The sequence below is a fragment of the Flavobacterium foetidum genome (assembly GCF_004634245.1).
In the GTDB taxonomy this organism is placed as follows: Bacteria; Bacteroidota; Bacteroidia; order Flavobacteriales; family Flavobacteriaceae; genus Flavobacterium; species Flavobacterium foetidum.
Genome location: NZ_SJTF01000006.1, coordinates 1 through 19,035 on the forward strand (window position 1 = coordinate 1; position 19,035 = coordinate 19,035).

General features: G+C 35.6%; 13 protein-coding genes. 11 read left to right on the forward strand and 2 right to left on the reverse strand.

Annotated elements, in window-relative coordinates; all coding sequences use genetic code 11:
- Positions 1–169: 169 nt before the first annotated feature.
- Complete coding sequence (locus E0W73_RS09220) at positions 170–1,186, reverse strand: LLM class flavin-dependent oxidoreductase (RefSeq protein ID WP_135221797.1); 1,017 nt, start codon at positions 1,184–1,186, stop codon at positions 170–172.
- Positions 1,187–1,462: 276 nt separating this feature from the next.
- On the opposite strand from E0W73_RS09220, the gene E0W73_RS09225 reads away from it, so the two are divergent.
- Complete coding sequence (locus E0W73_RS09225) at positions 1,463–2,245, forward strand: alpha/beta hydrolase (protein ID WP_135221798.1); 783 nt, start codon at positions 1,463–1,465, stop codon at positions 2,243–2,245.
- On the opposite strand, the gene E0W73_RS09230 is transcribed toward E0W73_RS09225, so the two are convergent.
- On the reverse strand, positions 2,242–4,224 hold the full coding sequence (locus E0W73_RS09230) for a sigma 54-interacting response regulator (RefSeq protein ID WP_135221799.1): 1,983 nt from the start codon (positions 4,222–4,224) through the stop codon (positions 2,242–2,244). The two genes, E0W73_RS09225 and E0W73_RS09230, sit on opposite strands and share 4 nt — an antisense overlap.
- Before the next feature lie 196 nt (positions 4,225–4,420).
- On the opposite strand from E0W73_RS09230, the gene E0W73_RS09235 reads away from it, so the two are divergent.
- The 10 genes from E0W73_RS09235 (at position 4,421) to E0W73_RS09280 (ending at position 18,802) form a co-directional block, all read left to right on the forward strand.
- A complete protein-coding gene (locus E0W73_RS09235) occupies positions 4,421–6,859 on the forward strand; it encodes a tetratricopeptide repeat-containing sensor histidine kinase (RefSeq protein WP_135221800.1) in 2,439 nt (812 codons plus the stop codon).
- Positions 6,860–6,909: 50 nt separating this feature from the next.
- Complete coding sequence (locus E0W73_RS09240) at positions 6,910–8,265, forward strand: sigma-54-dependent transcriptional regulator (RefSeq protein ID WP_135221801.1); 1,356 nt, start codon at positions 6,910–6,912, stop codon at positions 8,263–8,265.
- 427 nt (positions 8,266–8,692) lie between these two features.
- A complete protein-coding gene (locus tag E0W73_RS09245) occupies positions 8,693–8,974 on the forward strand; it encodes a DUF7674 family protein (RefSeq protein WP_135221802.1) in 282 nt (93 codons plus the stop codon).
- 129 nt (positions 8,975–9,103) lie between these two features.
- Positions 9,104–9,181, forward strand: a complete 78-nt coding sequence (gene kdpF / locus E0W73_RS09250) for a K(+)-transporting ATPase subunit F (protein ID WP_081909388.1) — start codon at positions 9,104–9,106, stop codon at positions 9,179–9,181.
- A gap of 100 nt (positions 9,182–9,281) precedes the next feature.
- Positions 9,282–11,003 (forward strand): potassium-transporting ATPase subunit KdpA, encoded by a 1,722-nt coding sequence (kdpA, locus tag E0W73_RS09255; RefSeq protein WP_135221803.1) that lies wholly within the window; start codon positions 9,282–9,284, stop codon positions 11,001–11,003.
- Positions 11,004–11,306: 303 nt separating this feature from the next.
- Positions 11,307–13,364, forward strand: a complete 2,058-nt coding sequence (gene kdpB, locus E0W73_RS09260) for a potassium-transporting ATPase subunit KdpB (RefSeq protein ID WP_135221804.1) — start codon at positions 11,307–11,309, stop codon at positions 13,362–13,364.
- 94 nt (positions 13,365–13,458) lie between these two features.
- Positions 13,459–14,010, forward strand: coding sequence for a K(+)-transporting ATPase subunit C (locus tag E0W73_RS09265; RefSeq protein WP_135221805.1), 552 nt, complete (start codon positions 13,459–13,461; stop codon positions 14,008–14,010).
- Positions 14,011–14,425: 415 nt separating this feature from the next.
- Positions 14,426–15,502, forward strand: coding sequence for a porin (locus tag E0W73_RS09270; protein WP_135221806.1), 1,077 nt, complete (start codon positions 14,426–14,428; stop codon positions 15,500–15,502).
- A gap of 249 nt (positions 15,503–15,751) precedes the next feature.
- The gene (locus E0W73_RS09275) at positions 15,752–16,873 is read left to right on the forward strand and encodes a sensor protein KdpD (protein ID WP_135221807.1); all 1,122 of its coding nucleotides are present in this window, start codon (positions 15,752–15,754) and stop codon (positions 16,871–16,873) included.
- Positions 16,874–17,086: 213 nt separating this feature from the next.
- On the forward strand, positions 17,087–18,802 hold the full coding sequence (locus tag E0W73_RS09280; protein ID WP_135221808.1) for a sensor histidine kinase: 1,716 nt from the start codon (positions 17,087–17,089) through the stop codon (positions 18,800–18,802).
- Positions 18,803–19,035: the final 233 nt, after the last annotated feature.

Below are 19,035 nucleotides of genomic sequence, written 5' to 3' on the forward strand. Positions count from 1 at the left end.
ATCCCATCTTTCTTTCACGTCTTTTATACGCATTAGACGCACTGCGGTGCGTATCTGCCGAAAAATTGGAATTACACCATTATATATGTATAAAAAAAACAAACCCGACAGTTTTGGAAAACTGTCGGGTTATTCAGATGAGATCTACTCTTAATATTATATAGTATACTTATATATGTATACTTTCATTTAAAATATCAATAACTTCTTTTGTTATTTGAATGCTTTTTACTTTTGCCTGATGATCATAGATTGGACTTGTTACCATTAGTTCGTCAATTCTGGCGTAGTCAATAAACTTTTTTAAATCGGTTACTAATTGTTCTTTATTTCCCGTAAAAGTTCCTGCTGTCATTTGATTTACATGGAAACGCTCTGCTTCATTCATAATATCATCTAATGAAGGAACGGGTGGTTGCAACCCTTTTCGATCGTTTCTAATTAGATTTAAGAACATTTGATACAAACTTGTTGATAGCAATTCGGCTTCTTCATTGGTATCTGCGGCTATAATATTCAGACAAGCCATTGTTTTGGGTTTGTCTAAATATTCGGAAGGTTGGAAATTTTCTCTGTAAAATTCAAATGCCTGAATCATCATCTTTGGAGCAAAGTGTCCTGCGAATGCATAAGGCAATCCATAAGCTGCGGCTAAAGCTGCACTTTCCATGCTCGAACCTAGAATCCAAATTGGCACATTTAATCCTTCAGCTGGAAATGCCCTAACTTTTCCATTTTCGTTTTGTGACGAAAAATACTCTTGAAGTTTTGACACGTTTTGAGGAAATCGCTGTGCCTGTTCGAAAAAGTCTTTTCGGATTGCCTCGGCTGTCGGCTGATCGGTTCCCGGAGCGCGCCCTAAACCAAGATCGATTCGGTTTGGGTAAAGTGTTTCTAATGTTCCGAATTGCTCGGCTACTACCAACGGAGAATGGTTTGGCAGCATGATGCCACCCGACCCTACTCTTATATCTTTTGTGTTTTCTGCAATATAGCCAATTAAAACTACAGTAGCAGTACTGGCAACGTGAGCCATATTATGATGCTCTGCTAGCCAAATACGTTTGTATCCTAATTGATCTGCTGTTTGGGCAATGTCTTTTGTTTTCTGAAATGTTTCGGCCGCATTACTATCCTGAGTGATAATCGCCAGCTCTAATATGGATACTGAAATTGTTTTTTTCATATAAAATTAAGCTAAAGTGCAAAATTAACTCATTTATATGAATGCCTTTTCTTTTCGAATGTTAATTGAATTATAATATTTGTAGCTACAAATATTGTAGAGGATTTATTCTTTTAAAAGCTATTTGGAAATGATATTTCACTAAATATTTTTCTTGTTTAACGAAATATAATAATTCTAGCAAATCCTAAATCTCACAAAGCCCATTTTTAAAGAATTAAACATACAGGCATGTCATTTGTTTACTAAAATCAGTAACAAGCAAAATCATTAACTATGTATTCATCAAATGCCAAAACAATTTTATTTATAACGGGAGCATTTGTGAGTCATTCCTGTTGGGAAGAATGGATTGTTTTTTTTGAAAACAGAGGTTACAAAACCACTGCTCCGCCTTGGCCGTACAGAAATGAAACTGCGGCTATCCTCCAAAATGAAAAGCAAACAAAAACGGCAGCAATTCGTTTAAAAGATTTGTTGGATTATTATACCGGAATAATTGAGAAATTATCTGAAAAACCTATTTTAATTGGTCATTCTTATGGCGGCCTTCTAGTGCAACTGCTTGTTCAAAAAGATTTGGCTGTGTGTGGCGTGTGTATTCATTCTTTTGCGCCTAAAAACATTTGGGACGGAAAGTTTGATTTTTACAAAAAAATGTGGAACGTTTTTAGCATATTTAAATCATCTCAAAAAAACTATCTTATTACTTTTAAGGAGTGGCAAGAACTTTTTACCAACTGCCTACTAATGGAGAATCAAAAAAGTTCGTATAAAAAATTTGTGGTTCCTGAATCAAAAGCATTAATAAGTGATTTACATTCGGCTCAGGCCATAATTAATTTTAGGAAACAACATGTGCCTCTTTTGTTTTTGGCTGGTTCTGATGACCGATTGATTCCTCAAAAACTGGCGTATTCCAATTTTAAAAAATATAGAAATCTTTACTCCATTACTTGTTATAAAGAATGCAAAAACACCAATCATTTTGTTCTGATCCAGTCCAACTGGAAAGAAATTGCTGATTGTGCTGCCAACTGGATCAGTAAAATTGTTTAGTTGATTTCTCGTTTTATTTCGAGTTTTTTGATTTTTGAATTCAAAGTCGAAGGATGAATATCTAAAATTTCGGCTGCACCGCCTGCTCCAGATATTTTTCCGTTGCATTTTTTTAGGATATACAAAATATAATCCCGTTCGTTTTCGAGTATTGTTTTGATTGAAAATGATTCACTTGTTTGTTCAGGATGCATTTTGGCAGACATTGAAAGCTCAATATTTTTTATTGTATTTCCATCAGTCAACAAAAGAGCACGCTGTATTACATGTTCTAATTCTCTAATATTTCCAGGCCAATGGTAATCTAAAATAGTTTGAAGCGCGTTTTCTGAAAGTACAGGAGCTTTTCTGCTCATTTTTTCGCTATACAAATTTACAAAATGCTCTGCCAAAAGCGGAATATCCTCTTTTCTCTTTCTTAATGGCGGTACCATGATCGGAAAAACATGGAGACGATAGTACAAATCCATTCTGAATCTGCCTGCCGCAACCTCTTCTTCAAGATTTTTGTTGGTGGCTGCAATAATCCTCACGTCGATTTTTATGGGAGAACGACCGCCGATTCGCTCAATTTCTCTTTCTTGAAGCACCCTAAGCAATTTTACCTGAAGCTCCATTGGCATTTCTCCTATTTCATCCAAAAAAATAGTTCCGCCATCAGCCAATTCAAATTTACCAATACGTTTGTCTAATGCTCCTGTAAAAGCACCTTTTTCGTGGCCAAACAGTAAAGATTCTGCAAGATTTTCGGGAATCGCTCCACAATTTATAATGACCAACGGCTGTTCTTTTCTAGGCGATAATGCATGAATATTTTGTGCTATCTTTTCTTTTCCTGTTCCGCTTTCGCCTAAAACCAAAACTGAAGTATCTGAAGGAGCAACTTTTCGAATGTAATTAAAAACCGTCATCATATGTGTGCTGTTTCCAATAATTCCTTCACAATTTAAAACTGTCTTCTCAGATTTTACACTTTTAGTAATGGCTGGCGCTGTATTTTTTTCATCTGATTTTAATAGCTCGCCTGAATATAATTTGGCAACAAACTGCGTTAGACTATTTTCGAGACCTGATAAAAGTTTTAGGCTCTCATCAGAATACATATTAAAATTCCGACTATAAAACGTAAAATAAAATCTTTGGATTGAAGCAATAGTAATCGGAAAAACGAGATACGATTTGATTCCGAAGTTATGGGCAATAATGCTTTTAATTGGTGCCTTTTGGAAATTGTTAATGAGATTTTCTTCACTGTATATAATAGGTATAAGATCTATTTCTGATTTCTTATAAACCTCATCAAGTTCTTTTTGTGGAACATCGGCAATTTTTGAAAGCTTGTCTGTGCTGATAATTTGATAATCATCTCTGTTTCTACGCATAATACCGAGATTATCATAATGAGTTGTATTTGCGAAACCAACTTCTAAATAATCAAAAGGTATAAAAGTCTGTATTTTTTTGGCAAACAACAAAAGAGCTTCCTCCCATTTTATCCCCAAACTTATTATTTCTGCAATCTCATTTTGCAGTAGTTGCTGTTGTCGTAACTGAGATTCTAAACTATACTGTTGGCGATAAAATGCAATTTCGAGCGTAGTCAGCACGTCTTGCTCGCGAAAAGGTTTCACAATAAACCCGTATGGTTCTGTAGTTTTGGCCTGGTCTAGGATTTTTTTACTCGAATTAGCCGACACGAAAATAAAAGCTATATGTTTTTCGCGCAAAATATGCGCCAAATCAATTCCGTTTCCTGCACCACGAAGCATAATGTCTAAAAAGACCAAATCGGGTTTTTCTGTTTCTAACTGTTCTAAAGCCTGATCTAAGGACCGCGCAATTCCGGTTACTTCATAATTTGCCTTTTCGAGAATAAGCTGCAAATCATGCGCTTCTATAAATTGATCTTCGACAATCAAAATTCGTTTTTTAGATTTAGATTCAGGTGAGTTATCACCGTAAGCAGAAGCCGTTCTCATGTTTGTGGTATTTTTATTGTTAGAGCAACTGTAAAATATTGATATAAAATTACTTAATAAAACGTACGAAATTAACTTTTTCCCCAAATATAAATCATAAAAAACAGATTTAATGTGAATTTTCTTGATATTTTTTCAAGCAATCAGTTGCGTTTATTTTTATATTTGTTTGTCCAAAAACTAATCTTTACCTAATATGAAACGAATCATTTTCTATTTGATTTTGCTTGTAAGTTATGCTTCATTTGGCCAGTTAGCCCCAAGCGTTGCCAAGTATAATCTTACCAAAAAAAGATTGCTTATTCAAGCTTGCTCCATGTATTTATTTAACGCCAACCAAGGCGCTATCGATGCAGACAGTTCGGTTGTTGTGGCCTGCAAAGCTTACAAACTTCCTGTTGCCCTCGCTTACGACGAAGGTTTTAATGACGGCTCTTATCTTATTGGAAAAGATTTGATAGAAAAAGGAGATATAAACTCGGTCAAAAAACTGCTGACAAAAACCAAAGCAGAAGAAAGAATCAAGCTATTGCTTCAGTTAGGAAATTTTTATCTTTTTAAACCTGGAACAAAACCAGAAGACCTTCAAAACGCCAAAACCTATATTGACGATGCTGTGCGTACTAGCAATCAGTTTAAAAATAAAAAATGGCATCAACAAAGCTTACTGCTTTTGGGCAAATATAATTTTCAGGCCAATAATCAGCCTGAAGCGAAAAAAATATTTTTAAAGCTAATAGCCGAATGCCGAAAACAAAATGACAAAAAAGCTCTTGCTGAAGCTTTGGATGCTTATGGAACACTCCTATTCAATTTAGACCCCGAAAAAGAAAAGATTCTTCAGGAGGCAGTTTCGCTATTTGCTTCTTTGGGAATGGAAGAAAAAAGAATAGAGAACTACATGAAAATTACGACCATTTATTTTTGGGGCGGAAAAATAAATGATGCCAAAAAAAGACTGTATCAAAATCTGGCCGACTTACGAAAAATCAATTTTAAGCATCAGCAGTTTGCTGAAACCACGATTACATTTATAGAAATTGCGCAGCACAACTTAGAGACAGCTTTATATTATGCGCTAAAAAGCGTAAAAAGAATGGAAGCCGAAAAAGACTTTACGTTTGGTGATATTTTTTATATGCGTTTGGGCGATGTTTACAATAATATTGGTCATTATCAAGAGGCGCTTGAAATGTATCAAAGGAGTATTGAAATTGGACGAAGCACTATCGATTCTGGCACTTGGTATAAAAGCTTTTTTAGCGCCGTTGCCTCATTATCTTTAAAAGGAAAAAATCAGCAAGCTATTGATTATATTAATTCTGTAACTACAAAATATCCGCCTAAAAATGATTTCGATAAAATGTCTGTAGCCTACATCAGGGCCAATTGTTATGAAGCCTTGAAAAATTATACTTTGGCCGAAAAGTATTTTAAAGAAATGGACTTTTATGCGCAAAAAATAACGAGTCCAGAAACTTTTAGGGAAATTGTTCACGAATATACATTGATGGCCTTGTTTTATGCGAATCAAAAACAACCTGAAAAAGCACAGTTTTACACTGACAAGGTTACGGCGCTCTGTAAAAAATACGGAAAAAAATACAATTCCGAGGTTCTTCAGATTTTACTTTTTAGAATGGATTCCATAAAAGGAAATTATAAAGGTGCGTTGAGACATTTTCAAAACTATAAAATAATAAGTGATTCTACGATTAAAAACACCAAAAGAAAAGAAATTGAAGAACTTAAAATTGATTACGAAACCAAAAATAAAGAACAGAAAATCAAACTTTTAAATCAGGAATCTAATTTAAAGGAAGTGGCTTTAAGGAAATCTAAAATGCTGAACAGCGTTTCTATTTGGAGTTTGGTTCTGCTTTTAATTACCATTGGCTTGTTGTACAACCGATATCGTTTAAAACAGCGTAATCATGCCAAACTTGAAATCAAGGAAAAGGAAATCAATCAGAAAAACATCAATCTTAAACATCTTTTAGACGAAAAAGAATGGCTGTTGAAAGAAATTCATCATCGTGTAAAAAACAATTTGCAGACCGTAATCAGTCTTTTGAACTCGCAATCGGCTTATTTGGACAACGATATGGCTTTGTCCGCCATCAAAAACAGCCAGCACAGGATTCATTCGATGTCGCTGATTCATCAAAAATTGTATAATTCTGAAAATATTTCGACCATTAATATGCCGAATTATATTAGAGAATTGGCTGAATATTTACGAGAATCTTTTTCGCTTGGGCAACGAATTCGTTTTGAAATAAAAGTCGACCCAATAGAATTGGATGTGGCGCAGGCCGTTCCGCTTGGATTGATTTTAAATGAAGCGATTACCAATTCTATCAAATATGCTTTTCCAGACGACCGAACGGGTATGATTTATATTACGCTTGAAGCGAAAGGCGAAAAACAATATGAATTGACGATTTCTGATAACGGAACTGGCTTTAATCTAAATGGGAGCGATAAAAAAGCAAACTCCTTCGGAATGAGTTTAATAAGAGGTTTAAGCGATGATATTGAAGGAAAACTAACTATAGAAAACAATAACGGAACGGTTCTGAAAATTGAATTTGCTCAAGAATTTCCGCTGAATCCAAAAAGGAAATCGATTTAAACCTAAATTTGTGCATCAAAACACCAATTCGGTTTTATCTTATCTGCAAAATGACACACAAAATTTTAATTATAGACGACGAAGAAAAACTGAGAAGTCTGCTGGCGCGAATTATAAAATCGGAGGGATTTGAAGTTATCGAAGCCAAAGATTTAAAATCGGGATTCAAAAAACTGGAACAAAACGAAATTGATGTTGTTTTGTGTGATGTAAAACTGCCTGACGGAAATGGCGTTGATTTTCTTCAAAACATAAAAAACAGTTTTCCTTTAACAGAAGTGATTTTGCTGACGGCTTTCGGGAATATTCCCGATGGTGTTCAAGCAATGAAAAACGGTGCTTTCGATTATATTGTAAAAGGCGACGACAACGATAAAATTATTCCGCTTCTGTATAAGGCGGTCGAAAAAGTGCATTTGCAGAAAAAAGTCCAACAGTTAGAAAAACGCATTAACGATAAATATTCGTTCAATACTATTATAGGTAAATCAAAAGGAATCGAACAAGTAATTGACCTTGCCCAAAAAGTAGCGAAAACCGATTCGACTGTTTTATTAACTGGCGAAACTGGAACCGGAAAAGAAGTTTTTGCACAGGCCATTCATGAAAACAGCAACCGTGCAGGAAAATCTTTTGTCGCTTTGAACTGCAGTACTTTCACTAAAGAAATTTTAGAAAGCGAACTTTTCGGACATAAACAAGGAGCTTTTACAGGAGCTGTAAAAGATAAAAAAGGTTTTATTGAAGAAGCAAATGGCGGAACATTATTTCTGGATGAAATTGGTGAAATGCCAATTGACCTGCAAGCCAAATTATTACGTGTTTTGGAAACTTCCGAATATATTCCCGTTGGTGACACGACTCCCAAAAAATCAAATTTCAGATTAATTGCCGCGACAAACCGAGATTTAAAAACAGAAAGCGACGAACATCGTTTCCGCTCTGATTTGTATTTCCGTTTGAATATCTTCGAAATCAAATTGCCTTCTTTACGAGAAAGAGTGAAAGATATTCCGCTTTTGGCGAATTATTACGTGAAACAATTTTCAGAAAAAACAAATAAAAAAGCCTTGCAGATTGGTGATGATTTTCTTCAGAAATTAGAAAATTATTCTTGGCCAGGAAATATCCGTGAACTTAAAAATGTTATCGAAAGGTCGGTTATTTTAAATAGTGGGGATATTTTAACTGCGGATGTTCTTCCTTATGAATTACAGCATCAAACTGAAAATAATTCGAAACCAATGTCGGCTTTCTCCATGCAGAGTGTTGAGAAACTGCATATTCAAAAGGTTTTAAATTATACGAAAGGTAATAAAGCGGAAACGGCTAGATTGTTGGAAATTGGGATTGCGACTTTGTATCGAAAAATTGAAGAATATGGAATAGAAAATTCCAAAAATTAAATTCCAAATTCCAATGGCAATATCAATGACAAATTTCAAATTTCAAATTCAATTATAAAATTTCACAGAAGCGTTACATTTATTCATTGACATAAAAAGCTTCGGAGAAGCGATATATCTATAGAATAATTTAATCCTATTGATAAAAAGCTCCAGAGGAGCGACACCTACACAATCTAAAAAAATATGTCACCCCGCTGGGGTTCTGATAAATGTGCATGCACTATTTTCTATAAATATATCGCTTCTCTGAAGCTTTGAAATAACATATCAAAACGAGAAAAGCTTATCATTTTGATAGGCTTTTTTTATGCCTAATTTTTGGCACAAAAACATATTTCTTTTATTTACAACACTTTACATTCAACTCGACTTTTTCGGAACATCTTTTGGCATAAAGAGGATGAACATTAAAAATTCATTCCAAATGAAAAATCAAGTTACCTCAATCTATAAACAAGCAGAACGTTTTGCTGAGATTACTAAAAAATCAATTATCTGTGGCAATATCGTTCGGGCAAAAAAATGTTTAGCTCTTGCTGAACGGTTATTTATTACTGGAAGCATCGAAACTAAAAATGCTATTTCAAATGTATACGTTTTCTCAGTTTCGTCTTTCATGGAAATGCGTCACTGCAATATTTCACATCTTTTTCCACAGACACTTAAAGCAGAATATATCAAACAGGTTAATGCTTCGGGTGTTTAATCTAAAATCTATCCCGAGGCTTCGGGACTAAAATCTAAAATTATGATTACCATTCTTCTTCTCGCTTTGGCAGTTTTACTGTTTGCGATTTGTTATTTGTCAGTTGAATTTTTTGAAAAAATCTAAATCATGACTGCACTATTTATTATTTCAATCGCCGTTTTCGTGTATTTGGTTTACGTATTAATCAAACCTGAAAAATTCTAAATGAGAGGTTAAGGGTTATAAGTTAGAGGTTAAACGTTTCTTCTTTAACCATATCAATTTTCAATCTCATTCAAATCTTAAAAAAAATAATCTCAAAATTATGAATACAGAACTAATAGGCGTCGTAGGTATTTTTATCCTCATTATTATTTTAGCCATTCCGATAGGAAAATATATTGCTAAAGTATTTTTAGGAAATAAAACGCTTCTTGACCCGATTTTCAATCCAATTGAAAAACTTATTTTTAAAATCAGCGGAATCAATCCAGCTGAAGAAATGAACTGGAAACAACATCTAAAAGCGCTTTTGAGCATCAATATGGTTTGGTTCTTTCTCTGCTTTTTTGTTTTACTGTTTCAGGGTTCTTTACCGCTAAATCCAGATAACAACCCATCCATGACTCCCGATTTGGCTTTTAATACTGCCATTTCATTTTTAGTCAATTGCGATTTACAGCATTATTCAGGCGAAAGCGGTGTTTCTTATTTGTCACAGCTCGTTTTAATGTTCCTGCAATTCGTTTCGGCTGGTGTTGGAATCGCTGCAGCTTTAATGGTTTTTACCGCTATGCGCGAAAGAACCACAGACAAATTGGGGAATTTCTATAACTATTTCGTGAAAAGCTGTACACGTATTTTATTACCACTTTCAGTAATCGTAGCTATTGCCTTAGTTTTCAGTGGAACTCCTATGACTTTTGAAGGAAAAGATGCCATCACAACTTTACAAGGCGATAATGTTGAAGTTTCTCGCGGGCCTGCTGCTGCCTTTATTGCGATTAAACATATTGGTACAAACGGAGGCGGATTCTTTGGAGCGAACTCAGCGCATCCGTTAGAAAATCCAACTTATTTTACCAATGCAGTTGAGCTTTGGGCGCAAATGATTGTTCCGTTTGCGATGATTTTTGCACTTGGTTTTTTCTTAAACAAAAGAAAGTTATCTTATATCATTTTTGGTGTGATGACTGTTGGATTCTTACTGTTGGTAATTCCGACAATCTCAAGCGAAATCAACGGAAATCCTGCTATTGCAAAAATGGGAATCGCTCAGACGACTGGAGCGATGGAAGGAAAAGAAGTTCGGTTTGGTCCAGCTATTTCAGGTTTCTGGAGTATTGCTACAACGGTAATTTCTACAGGGTCTGTAAATAGTATGCACGATAGTTCAATGCCAGTTTCTGGAGCGATGCAGTTATTAGCCATGATGGTCAATGCCTTTTATGGCGGATGCGGTGTGGGTTACCTCAACTTTTACATCTTTATTATTCTGGCCGTGTTTATTTCTGGTTTAATGGTGGGCCGAACTCCTGAATTTTTAGGAAAGAAAATCGAAGCTCGGGAAGTTAAGATTGCTGCTTTTATTGCCATCATTCACCCATTATTGATTTTAGCAGGAACTGCTTTAGCTTCTTATTTTGCTGCTCATGATACCGAAATGGGTTATTGGTTTAGCGGAAATGCCACAGGATGGTTGAATAATCCAGGAAATCACGGATTCTCTGAAATGTTATATGAATATACTTCGAGTGCTGCCAACAATGGTTCTGGTTTTGAAGGTTTGGGAGATAATAATCCGTTTTGGAATATCACAACTGGAATTGTTTTATTGTTGAGTCGTTTCATTCCTATTATCGGGCCTCTTGCAATTGCAGGTTTGTTAGCTAATAAAAAATACATTCCTGAAAGTGCCGGAACTTTAAAAACCGATACTTCAATTTTTGGAATTATGATTTTTGCTGTCATTGCGATTATTGCTGCCTTATCGTTCTTTCCTGCATTGGCACTTGGGCCTTTGGCTGAATACTTTACACTAAAATAATAACTCATTTTCCAATGCTTAAAATATTTTAAACACATAGAAACATAGATTTTTTCTTTCTCTAAAAAAGATGAATGAAAGAAACTAGTTTCTAACACATAGCTGGAATAAAGATTTTAACATTCGTATTTCAATATAGCCCGTGGTTTCAACCACGGGGAACGGATTGTGAGGACGCCGATTACGAGACACAGATTGTGATATACGTTGCGTTCCAGTGGTTGAAACCACTGGCTATGTTTACAATTTGATGAATTATTCCACATAACCTATAACAAATAACATTTAACTTTTTACAAGAAAATGACAACTAATAAATCCACATCATTATTTGAGAGCCAGCAGGTAAAAGAAGCCTTAGTGCAGTCTTTTGTGAAGCTGAATCCAAAAATGATGGTTAAAAATCCGGTAATGTTTACCGTAGAAATCGGAACTGCAATTATGTTTGTCGTTTGCATTTCGATATTAATGGGCGCAAATGACCAAGGAAGTTTTGCTTACAATTTGATTGTTTTCCTAATATTACTGGCAACACTTTTATTTGCCAATTTCGCCGAAGCTATTGCCGAAGCCCGAGGAAAAGCACAAGCCGACAGTTTAAGAAAAACCCGCGAGGAAACTCCTGCAAGACAGATTCTGCCAAACGGAGAAATTAAAAACGTAAGTTCTTCAACATTAAAAAAAGACGATATTTTCATTTGCGAAACAGGCGATTTAATTGCTGCCGATGGTGAAATTATCGAAGGACTGGCAACAATCGACGAAAGTGCCATTACTGGAGAAAGTGCTCCCGTGATTCGTGAAGCTGGAGGAGATAAATCTTCGGTTACGGGAGGTACAAAAGTTTTGTCTGACAAAATTAAAGTAAAGGTAACTTCTGAACCTGGTGAAAGTTTCTTAGATAAAATGATTGCTTTGGTTGAAGGTGCGAGCCGTCAGAAAACACCAAACGAAATTGCTTTGACTATTTTATTGGCCGCTTTTACCTTAATATTTATCATTGTCTGCGTAACCTTAAAACCTTTTGCAGATTATGCCAATGCTCCTATTACTATTGCTGCTTTTATTTCGCTTTTTGTTTGTTTAATTCCAACTACAATTGGAGGTTTATTATCAGCTATCGGAATTGCGGGAATGGACAGGGCTTTGCGTGCCAACGTAATTACAAAATCGGGTAAAGCGGTTGAAACTGCTGGAGATATTGACGTATTGCTTTTGGATAAAACGGGAACAATCACAATCGGAAACCGAAAAGCAACAAATTTTTATCCAACAAAAGGAATTTCTTTTGATGATTTTGTGAAATCGGCTCTTTTGAGTTCGCTTGCAGATGATACGCCTGAAGGGAAGAGTATTCTCGAATTAAGTGAAGCAATTGATGTAAAAAATGAGACGAAAGCCAGTGCTTTAAAAAACACCTCTGAAATTTCACATACCATCAAATTTACTGCTGAAACCAGAACATCAGGAGTGATTTTGAAAGATGGAACGAACATTAGAAAAGGTGCGCAGGACGCAGCTAAGAAAATCGCAGAACAAGCCGGAAATGCTTTTCCTGATGATACTGCGCAACAAGTAATTTCTATTTCTTCTAACGGAGGAACGCCTTTGGTAGTAATTAAAAACAACGAAATTCAAGGTGTAATCGAACTTCAGGATATTATTAAAACCGGAATGAAAGAACGTTTTGAACGCTTACGCCGAATGGGAATCAAAACGGTTATGGTTACAGGAGATAATCCGCTTACGGCTAAGTTTATTGCCGAAAAAGCGGGTGTTGATGATTTTATCGCTGAGGCAAAACCTGAGGATAAAATGAACTATATCCGAAAAGAACAAGCTGAAGGTCGCCTGGTTGCCATGATGGGTGACGGAACAAACGATGCCCCTGCCCTTGCCCAAGCCAACGTTGGTGTTGCGATGAACAGCGGAACTCAGGCTGCTAAAGAAGCCGGAAATATGGTCGATTTAGACAATGACCCAACCAAATTAATCGAGATTGTTGAAATTGGAAAACAGCTTTTAATGACTCGAGGAACGCTGACTACTTTCTCCATTGCGAATGACGTTGCCAAATATTTCGCTATTGTTCCCGCTTTGTTTATTACAGCAATTCCGGCGCTTCAAGGTTTAAATATTATGCATTTGCACAGTCCTGAAAGCGCTATTTTATCAGCAGTAATTTTCAATGCGATTATCATTCCGATATTGATTCCGCTTGCGCTGAAAGGTGTTGAATACCGTCCGATTGGTGCTAGTGCCATTTTAAAACGAAATCTTATGATTTATGGTTTGGGTGGAATTATTGTTCCTTTTATTGGGATAAAAATCATTGACGTGATTGTTGCACTATTTATGTAAAAAAAAAGGTGCTAAGATTCTGAGATGCTAAGGCGCTAAGTTTTTCTTAGTCCCTCAGAACCTTAGTCCCTTAGAACCTCTAAAATAAAAAAAAATGAAAAACATATTCTCACTCTTAAAACTTACAGTAGTTCTTATCGTACTATTCATAGTTATTTATCCTTTAGCGATTTACGGAATCGCACAAATGGCTCCCAATCAAGGAAAAGGAGAAACTATTTCGGTTAACGGAAAAGTAGTTGGTTATCAAAAAATCGGGCAAAAGTTCGACAAATCAAATTATTTCTGGGGAAGACCTTCGGCTGTTGATTACAACGCTTCGGGAAGTGCCGGAAGCAATAAAGGTCCAAGTAATGCTGATTATTTAACTCTAGTTCAAAAAAGAATTGATACACTTTTACTGGTTCATCCGTACTTGAAAAAATCTGATATTCCGTCAGATATGGTTACGGCTTCGGGAAGCGGTTTAGACCCGAATATTTCTCCACAAGGCGCTTTGATTCAGGTGAAACGTGTGGCTAAAGAGCGACATTTAGCTGAAGCTAAAGTAAAAGCTTTGGTGGAATCTAAAATTAATACGGCTGTCGTTGGCCCTGAAACGGTGAATGTTTTGGAGTTGAATGTGGCGCTTGATGCTTTGAAATAAGGTTCAAAGATTCAAAGTAACAAAGGTTCAGAGGTTTTACTCGCGTATTCTTGTCATTTCGACGGAGGAGAAATCACACAAGAAACTCGACAAAGATTACTGACTTACTGGACGGAAATACTAGTGTGATTTCTCCTTTCAGTCGAAATGACAAACTTGGTCGAGAATTGGAATCGAAAAACTTAAACTTAAAATAAATACCTAACAGGTTTTTAAAACCTGTTAGGATATGAACCTATTAAAATACAAAAACGCCTTTTTACCCCAAATGCCCTAGCCCCGATAGTAGTGAAAATCCTTTTGTGCCGGGGTTCGGCACAAAAGATTACTTCGTCAGTTCGCTGTCGCTCGTGTGAAACGGATAGCTGGATTAGCTCCTAAAAAATCTACTAAATAAATAATTGAATACCACAAAATGAAAAAATTAATACTTACCGCTTTAATCGCTTTTGGTTATGGCAATTTACATGCACAGTCAGCATCTAAAAGTCCGTTTACCTTTTCTGGATATGTAGACGTTTATTACAGTTATGATTTTGGGAAACCGGAGAATCATACTCGGCCAAACTTTTTTTACAGTTATAATAAAAGCAATGAAGTGAACCTGAATTTGGGAATAGCAAAAGTAAATTATTCGACAGAAAATGTCCGTGGAAATTTTGCCTTGATGGCAGGAACTTATGCACAATATAATATGTCGGCTGAGCAGGATTTACTGCAGAATGTTTATGAAGCGAATGTTGGAGTTAAAATCTCCAAAAACCATAATTTATGGATTGATGCGGGAATTATGCCTTCGCACATTGGTTTTGAAAGTGCGATTGGAAAAGACTGTGCCAATTTAACCCGAAGCATTCTGGCGGAAAATTCTCCTTATTATGAAGCAGGAGTGAAAATTGGTTACACTTCTGAATCTGGAAAATGGTATTTGGCCGGAATGTATTTAAACGGCTGGCAGAGAATTCAGAAAATAGAGGGCAACCAAACGCCTGCTTTTGGAACGCAGGTTACTTTTAAACCATCAAATAATGTGACTTTGAACTGGAGTACTTATGTTGGAAACGAACAGCCGGATATTGATAAAAAATGGCGTTATTTCAATAACTTTTACGGACAATTTAAAGTGGCTGAAAAAGTAAACTTAACGACTGGTTTTGATATTGGTTCACAGCAATCGGCTAAAGGAAGCGACAAATATGATGTTTGGTTTTCGCCTGTTGTAATTCTGCAATACAAACCTGCGGATAAAATTCAGTTATCGGCAAGAGGAGAATATTACAGCGACGAAAAAGGCGTAATTATCGCAACTGAAACTCCAAACGGTTTTAAAACGTACGGATTTTCAGCTAACTTTGATTACTTAATTACTGATAATGTTATGTTTAGAATTGAAGCGAGAAATCTTTCGAGCAAAGACGAAATTTTTACCAAAAACAATCAGCCAACGGATACAAATACGTTTGTAACAACTTCGTTGGCGATTAGTTTCTAGAACAGTTTTCGCCACAGATTTGCTTCGCCTATTCGCTATCGCTCGGGTCACAGATTAAAATGATTTTTTTTCGCCACAAATTGCACTAATTTTCACTAATTTTTATTCAATAGAATTCGTGGAGATTTGTGTAATTCGTGGCAAATAAATCAGCACAAAACAATTTAATAATTCTTTTAATCCTTTTAATCTGTGGCGAAAAAAAACAAAACCTTAGCGTCTTAGAGCCTTCGTGGCAAAACAAAAAACATGGAAAACGAAAATAACGCACAGCATTTTCTGGATTTGATTCAGAAATCACGGAAAGGAAAGTTTAAAATCTACATTGGGATGAGCGCCGGTGTGGGGAAAACTTTTCGTATGCTTCAGGAAGCGCATTCGTTATTGAAAAACGGAATTGATGTAAAAATCGGCTACATCGAAACGCATATGCGGAAGGAAACGCATGAACTTTTGGCTGGTCTTCCTATTATTCCTAGACGGACCATTTTTTATAAAGGAAAACAGCTTGAAGAACTCGATGTTCAAGCAATCATCAACCTTAGACCAGAAGTTGTTATTGTAGATGAATTGGCGCATACAAACGTTGAAGGAAGCAAAAACGAGAAACGCTGGCAGGATGTTTTGGAGATTTTGGATGCGGGAATTAATGTGATTTCAGCCGTAAATATTCAGCATATTGAAAGCTTAAATGAAGACGTAAAACGAATTACGAATATCGATGTTCAGGAACGGATTCCCGACAATGTTTTACGATTGGCAGACGAAGTCGTGAATATCGATTTGACTTCGGAAGATTTGATTGCGCGATTGAAAGAAGGAAAAATTTATACGCCAGATAAAATTCAGACTGCTTTAGCGAACTTTTTTAAATCGGAACAAATTCTGCAATTGCGTGAATTGGCTTTGAAAGAAGTGGCAAGTCAGGTGGTTCGAAAAGTTGAAAATGAAGTTCCGAATCTTCATGCTTTACGACATGAAAAATTACTGGCGTGTATTAGCAGTAATGAAAAAACGGCTAAAATTATAATTAGAAAAGCCGCTCGATTAGCAAGCTATTACAACGGATCGTGGTATGTTTTATATGTCGAAACACCAAAAGAAAGTAGCACAAGAATTGCACTCGACAAACAACGACATTTAATTAATAACTTTAAACTCGCTGTGCAATTGGGTGCAGAAGTTATTAAACTGGAAAATTCAAATATTACGGATGCTATTTTGAAAACAGTAGAAGAAAAACAAATTACAACGGTATGCATCGGAAAACCGCATTTGAATTTATTTAAAGTAATTTTGTCTACAACAATTTTCAGACGTTTGCTAAACAAATTGTCTTTATCAAATGTCGACCTTGTTATTCTGTCGTGAAAAATTTTTTAAACCATGTAAGTTATATAAGCTCATTTTAATTCGGGACGTTGAAATTTAACCGCAGAGAGCGCAAAGTTTTACGCAAAGGTCGCTAGAGTTTTTGCTCGCAAAGTTTTTAATCTAAGCTTTGCGCTCATTGCGGTTAAAAAAACTTCTAATATTTCCTTATATCACTTATATGGTTTAAAAAAAAATTAAATGTTTTATAAAATGAGAATTAAAACCAAATTGAATCTGGGTGTTGGATTGTTATTTTTAATGATTATCATTCTCTCGTTAGTGAGTGCTTATTCTGTTTTTCTGATTAAGCAGGACACCGAGAATATTCTGAAATCCAATTACAATACGCTGGAATATTCGCGAAATATGATTTTTGCTTTGGATGGAATGAAATCGGGTTCGAAGGAAACGATTCAGAATTTTGAGGAAAATCTCGAAAAGCAAACTCGCAATATTACAGAACCAGGCGAAAAACAAGCTACTGAAAAACTGAAAGAAAGTTTCGCTCTTTTAGCCAAAAATAATAATGATGAAAGTGTAAAAGCACAAATCCGTCAGGACATTTTTGCGATTATGAAACTGAATCTCGATGCCATAAAACAGAAAAGCGACATTGCCAAACATTCAGCTGAAACGGCTAATCTGTCAATTGCCATTGTTGGGACTTTGTGTTTTCTGATTGCTTTTAATTTATTGGTTAATCTTCCGAACAATATTGCGAATCCAATTAGAGAACTAACCCTGAGCATTAAGGAAATTGCGAATAAAAATTATTCCGAACGTGTTCATTTTACGAGTCATAGCGAATTTGGAGATTTGGCAAAATCTTTCAATACAATGGCGCAAAAACTCGAAGAATATCATGACAGCAATGTTTATAAACTTCTCTTTGAGAAAAAAAGACTGGAAACACTCATCAATAATATGAACGACCCGATTATTGGTTTGGATAATGAAGGAATTGTTCTGTTTGTCAATGATGAAGCGCTGAAAATTATCGGTCTGAAATCGGAAGATATTATTGGAAAAACCGCATCTGAATTAGCAGTTTCAAATGATTTAATTCGTTCTTTGATTTTAAAAGAAAGTGAAACTCCCAAAAAACAGCCACTCAAAATTTTCGCTCACGGAAAAGAAAGTTATTTCGAAAAAGAAATTCACAGCATAACCATAACGCCAACCGGCGAAGAAAAAGAAATCAATATTGGCGATGTGATTATTCTGCGAAATATTACGCTTTTTAAAGAGCTTGATTTTGCTAAAACGAATTTTATTGCCACCGTTTCACACGAATTAAAAACGCCTATTGCTTCTATAAAATTAAGTCTCCAATTACTTGAAAATGAAAAAACGGGCGATATGAATGACGACCAGAAACAATTGGTTGAAAGCATAAAAGATGATAGTCAGCGGTTACTGAAAATTACCGGAGAATTACTCAATTTATCGCAATTGGAAACCGGAAACATTCAGCTGAATATCGGAAAAAGCAATCCGCACGAAATTGTACAATATGCTGTAGAAGCCGTAAAAGTTCAAGCTGACCAAAAACAGATTCAGTTGGTTATTGATGCCGATGAAAATCTCAAAAGTGTAAAAGCCGATGCCGAAAAAACAGGTTGGGTTTTGATTAATTATTTATCGAATGCCATCAGATATTCGTCTGAAAAAAGTACGATTCTCATTAAATTAAAAGAGGAAAACAATCAGATGGTTTTTCAGGTTATCGATACTGGAAAAGGAATTGATACCAGATACAAAGACCGGGTTTTTGATAAATATTTCCAAGTTCCAGGAAGTCAGAAATCTGGCACGGGACTGGGTTTAGCCATTAGTAAAGAGTTTATTGAAGCGCAGAACGGAACTGTTGGTGTAGAGAGTAATTTAGGATTGGGAAGTACATTTTGGTTTTCGTTGAAAGCTTAGATTTTTTGCTTTGCCACGAAGGCACTAAGACGCTAAGTTTTATTTTTTTAGCCACAGATTAAAAGGATTAAACAGATTTTGAATGACTTTGTGTTTTTTTCGCCACAACCCGAGCTAAAGCGAACAGGTGAAGCAATTACACAAATTATATTTTAATAAAATTTATCAAAAGAGCCGTAGGCTCGGTACATTTGTAGGGCCGGATTTCAATCCGATTGACAAAGAAATTCCGC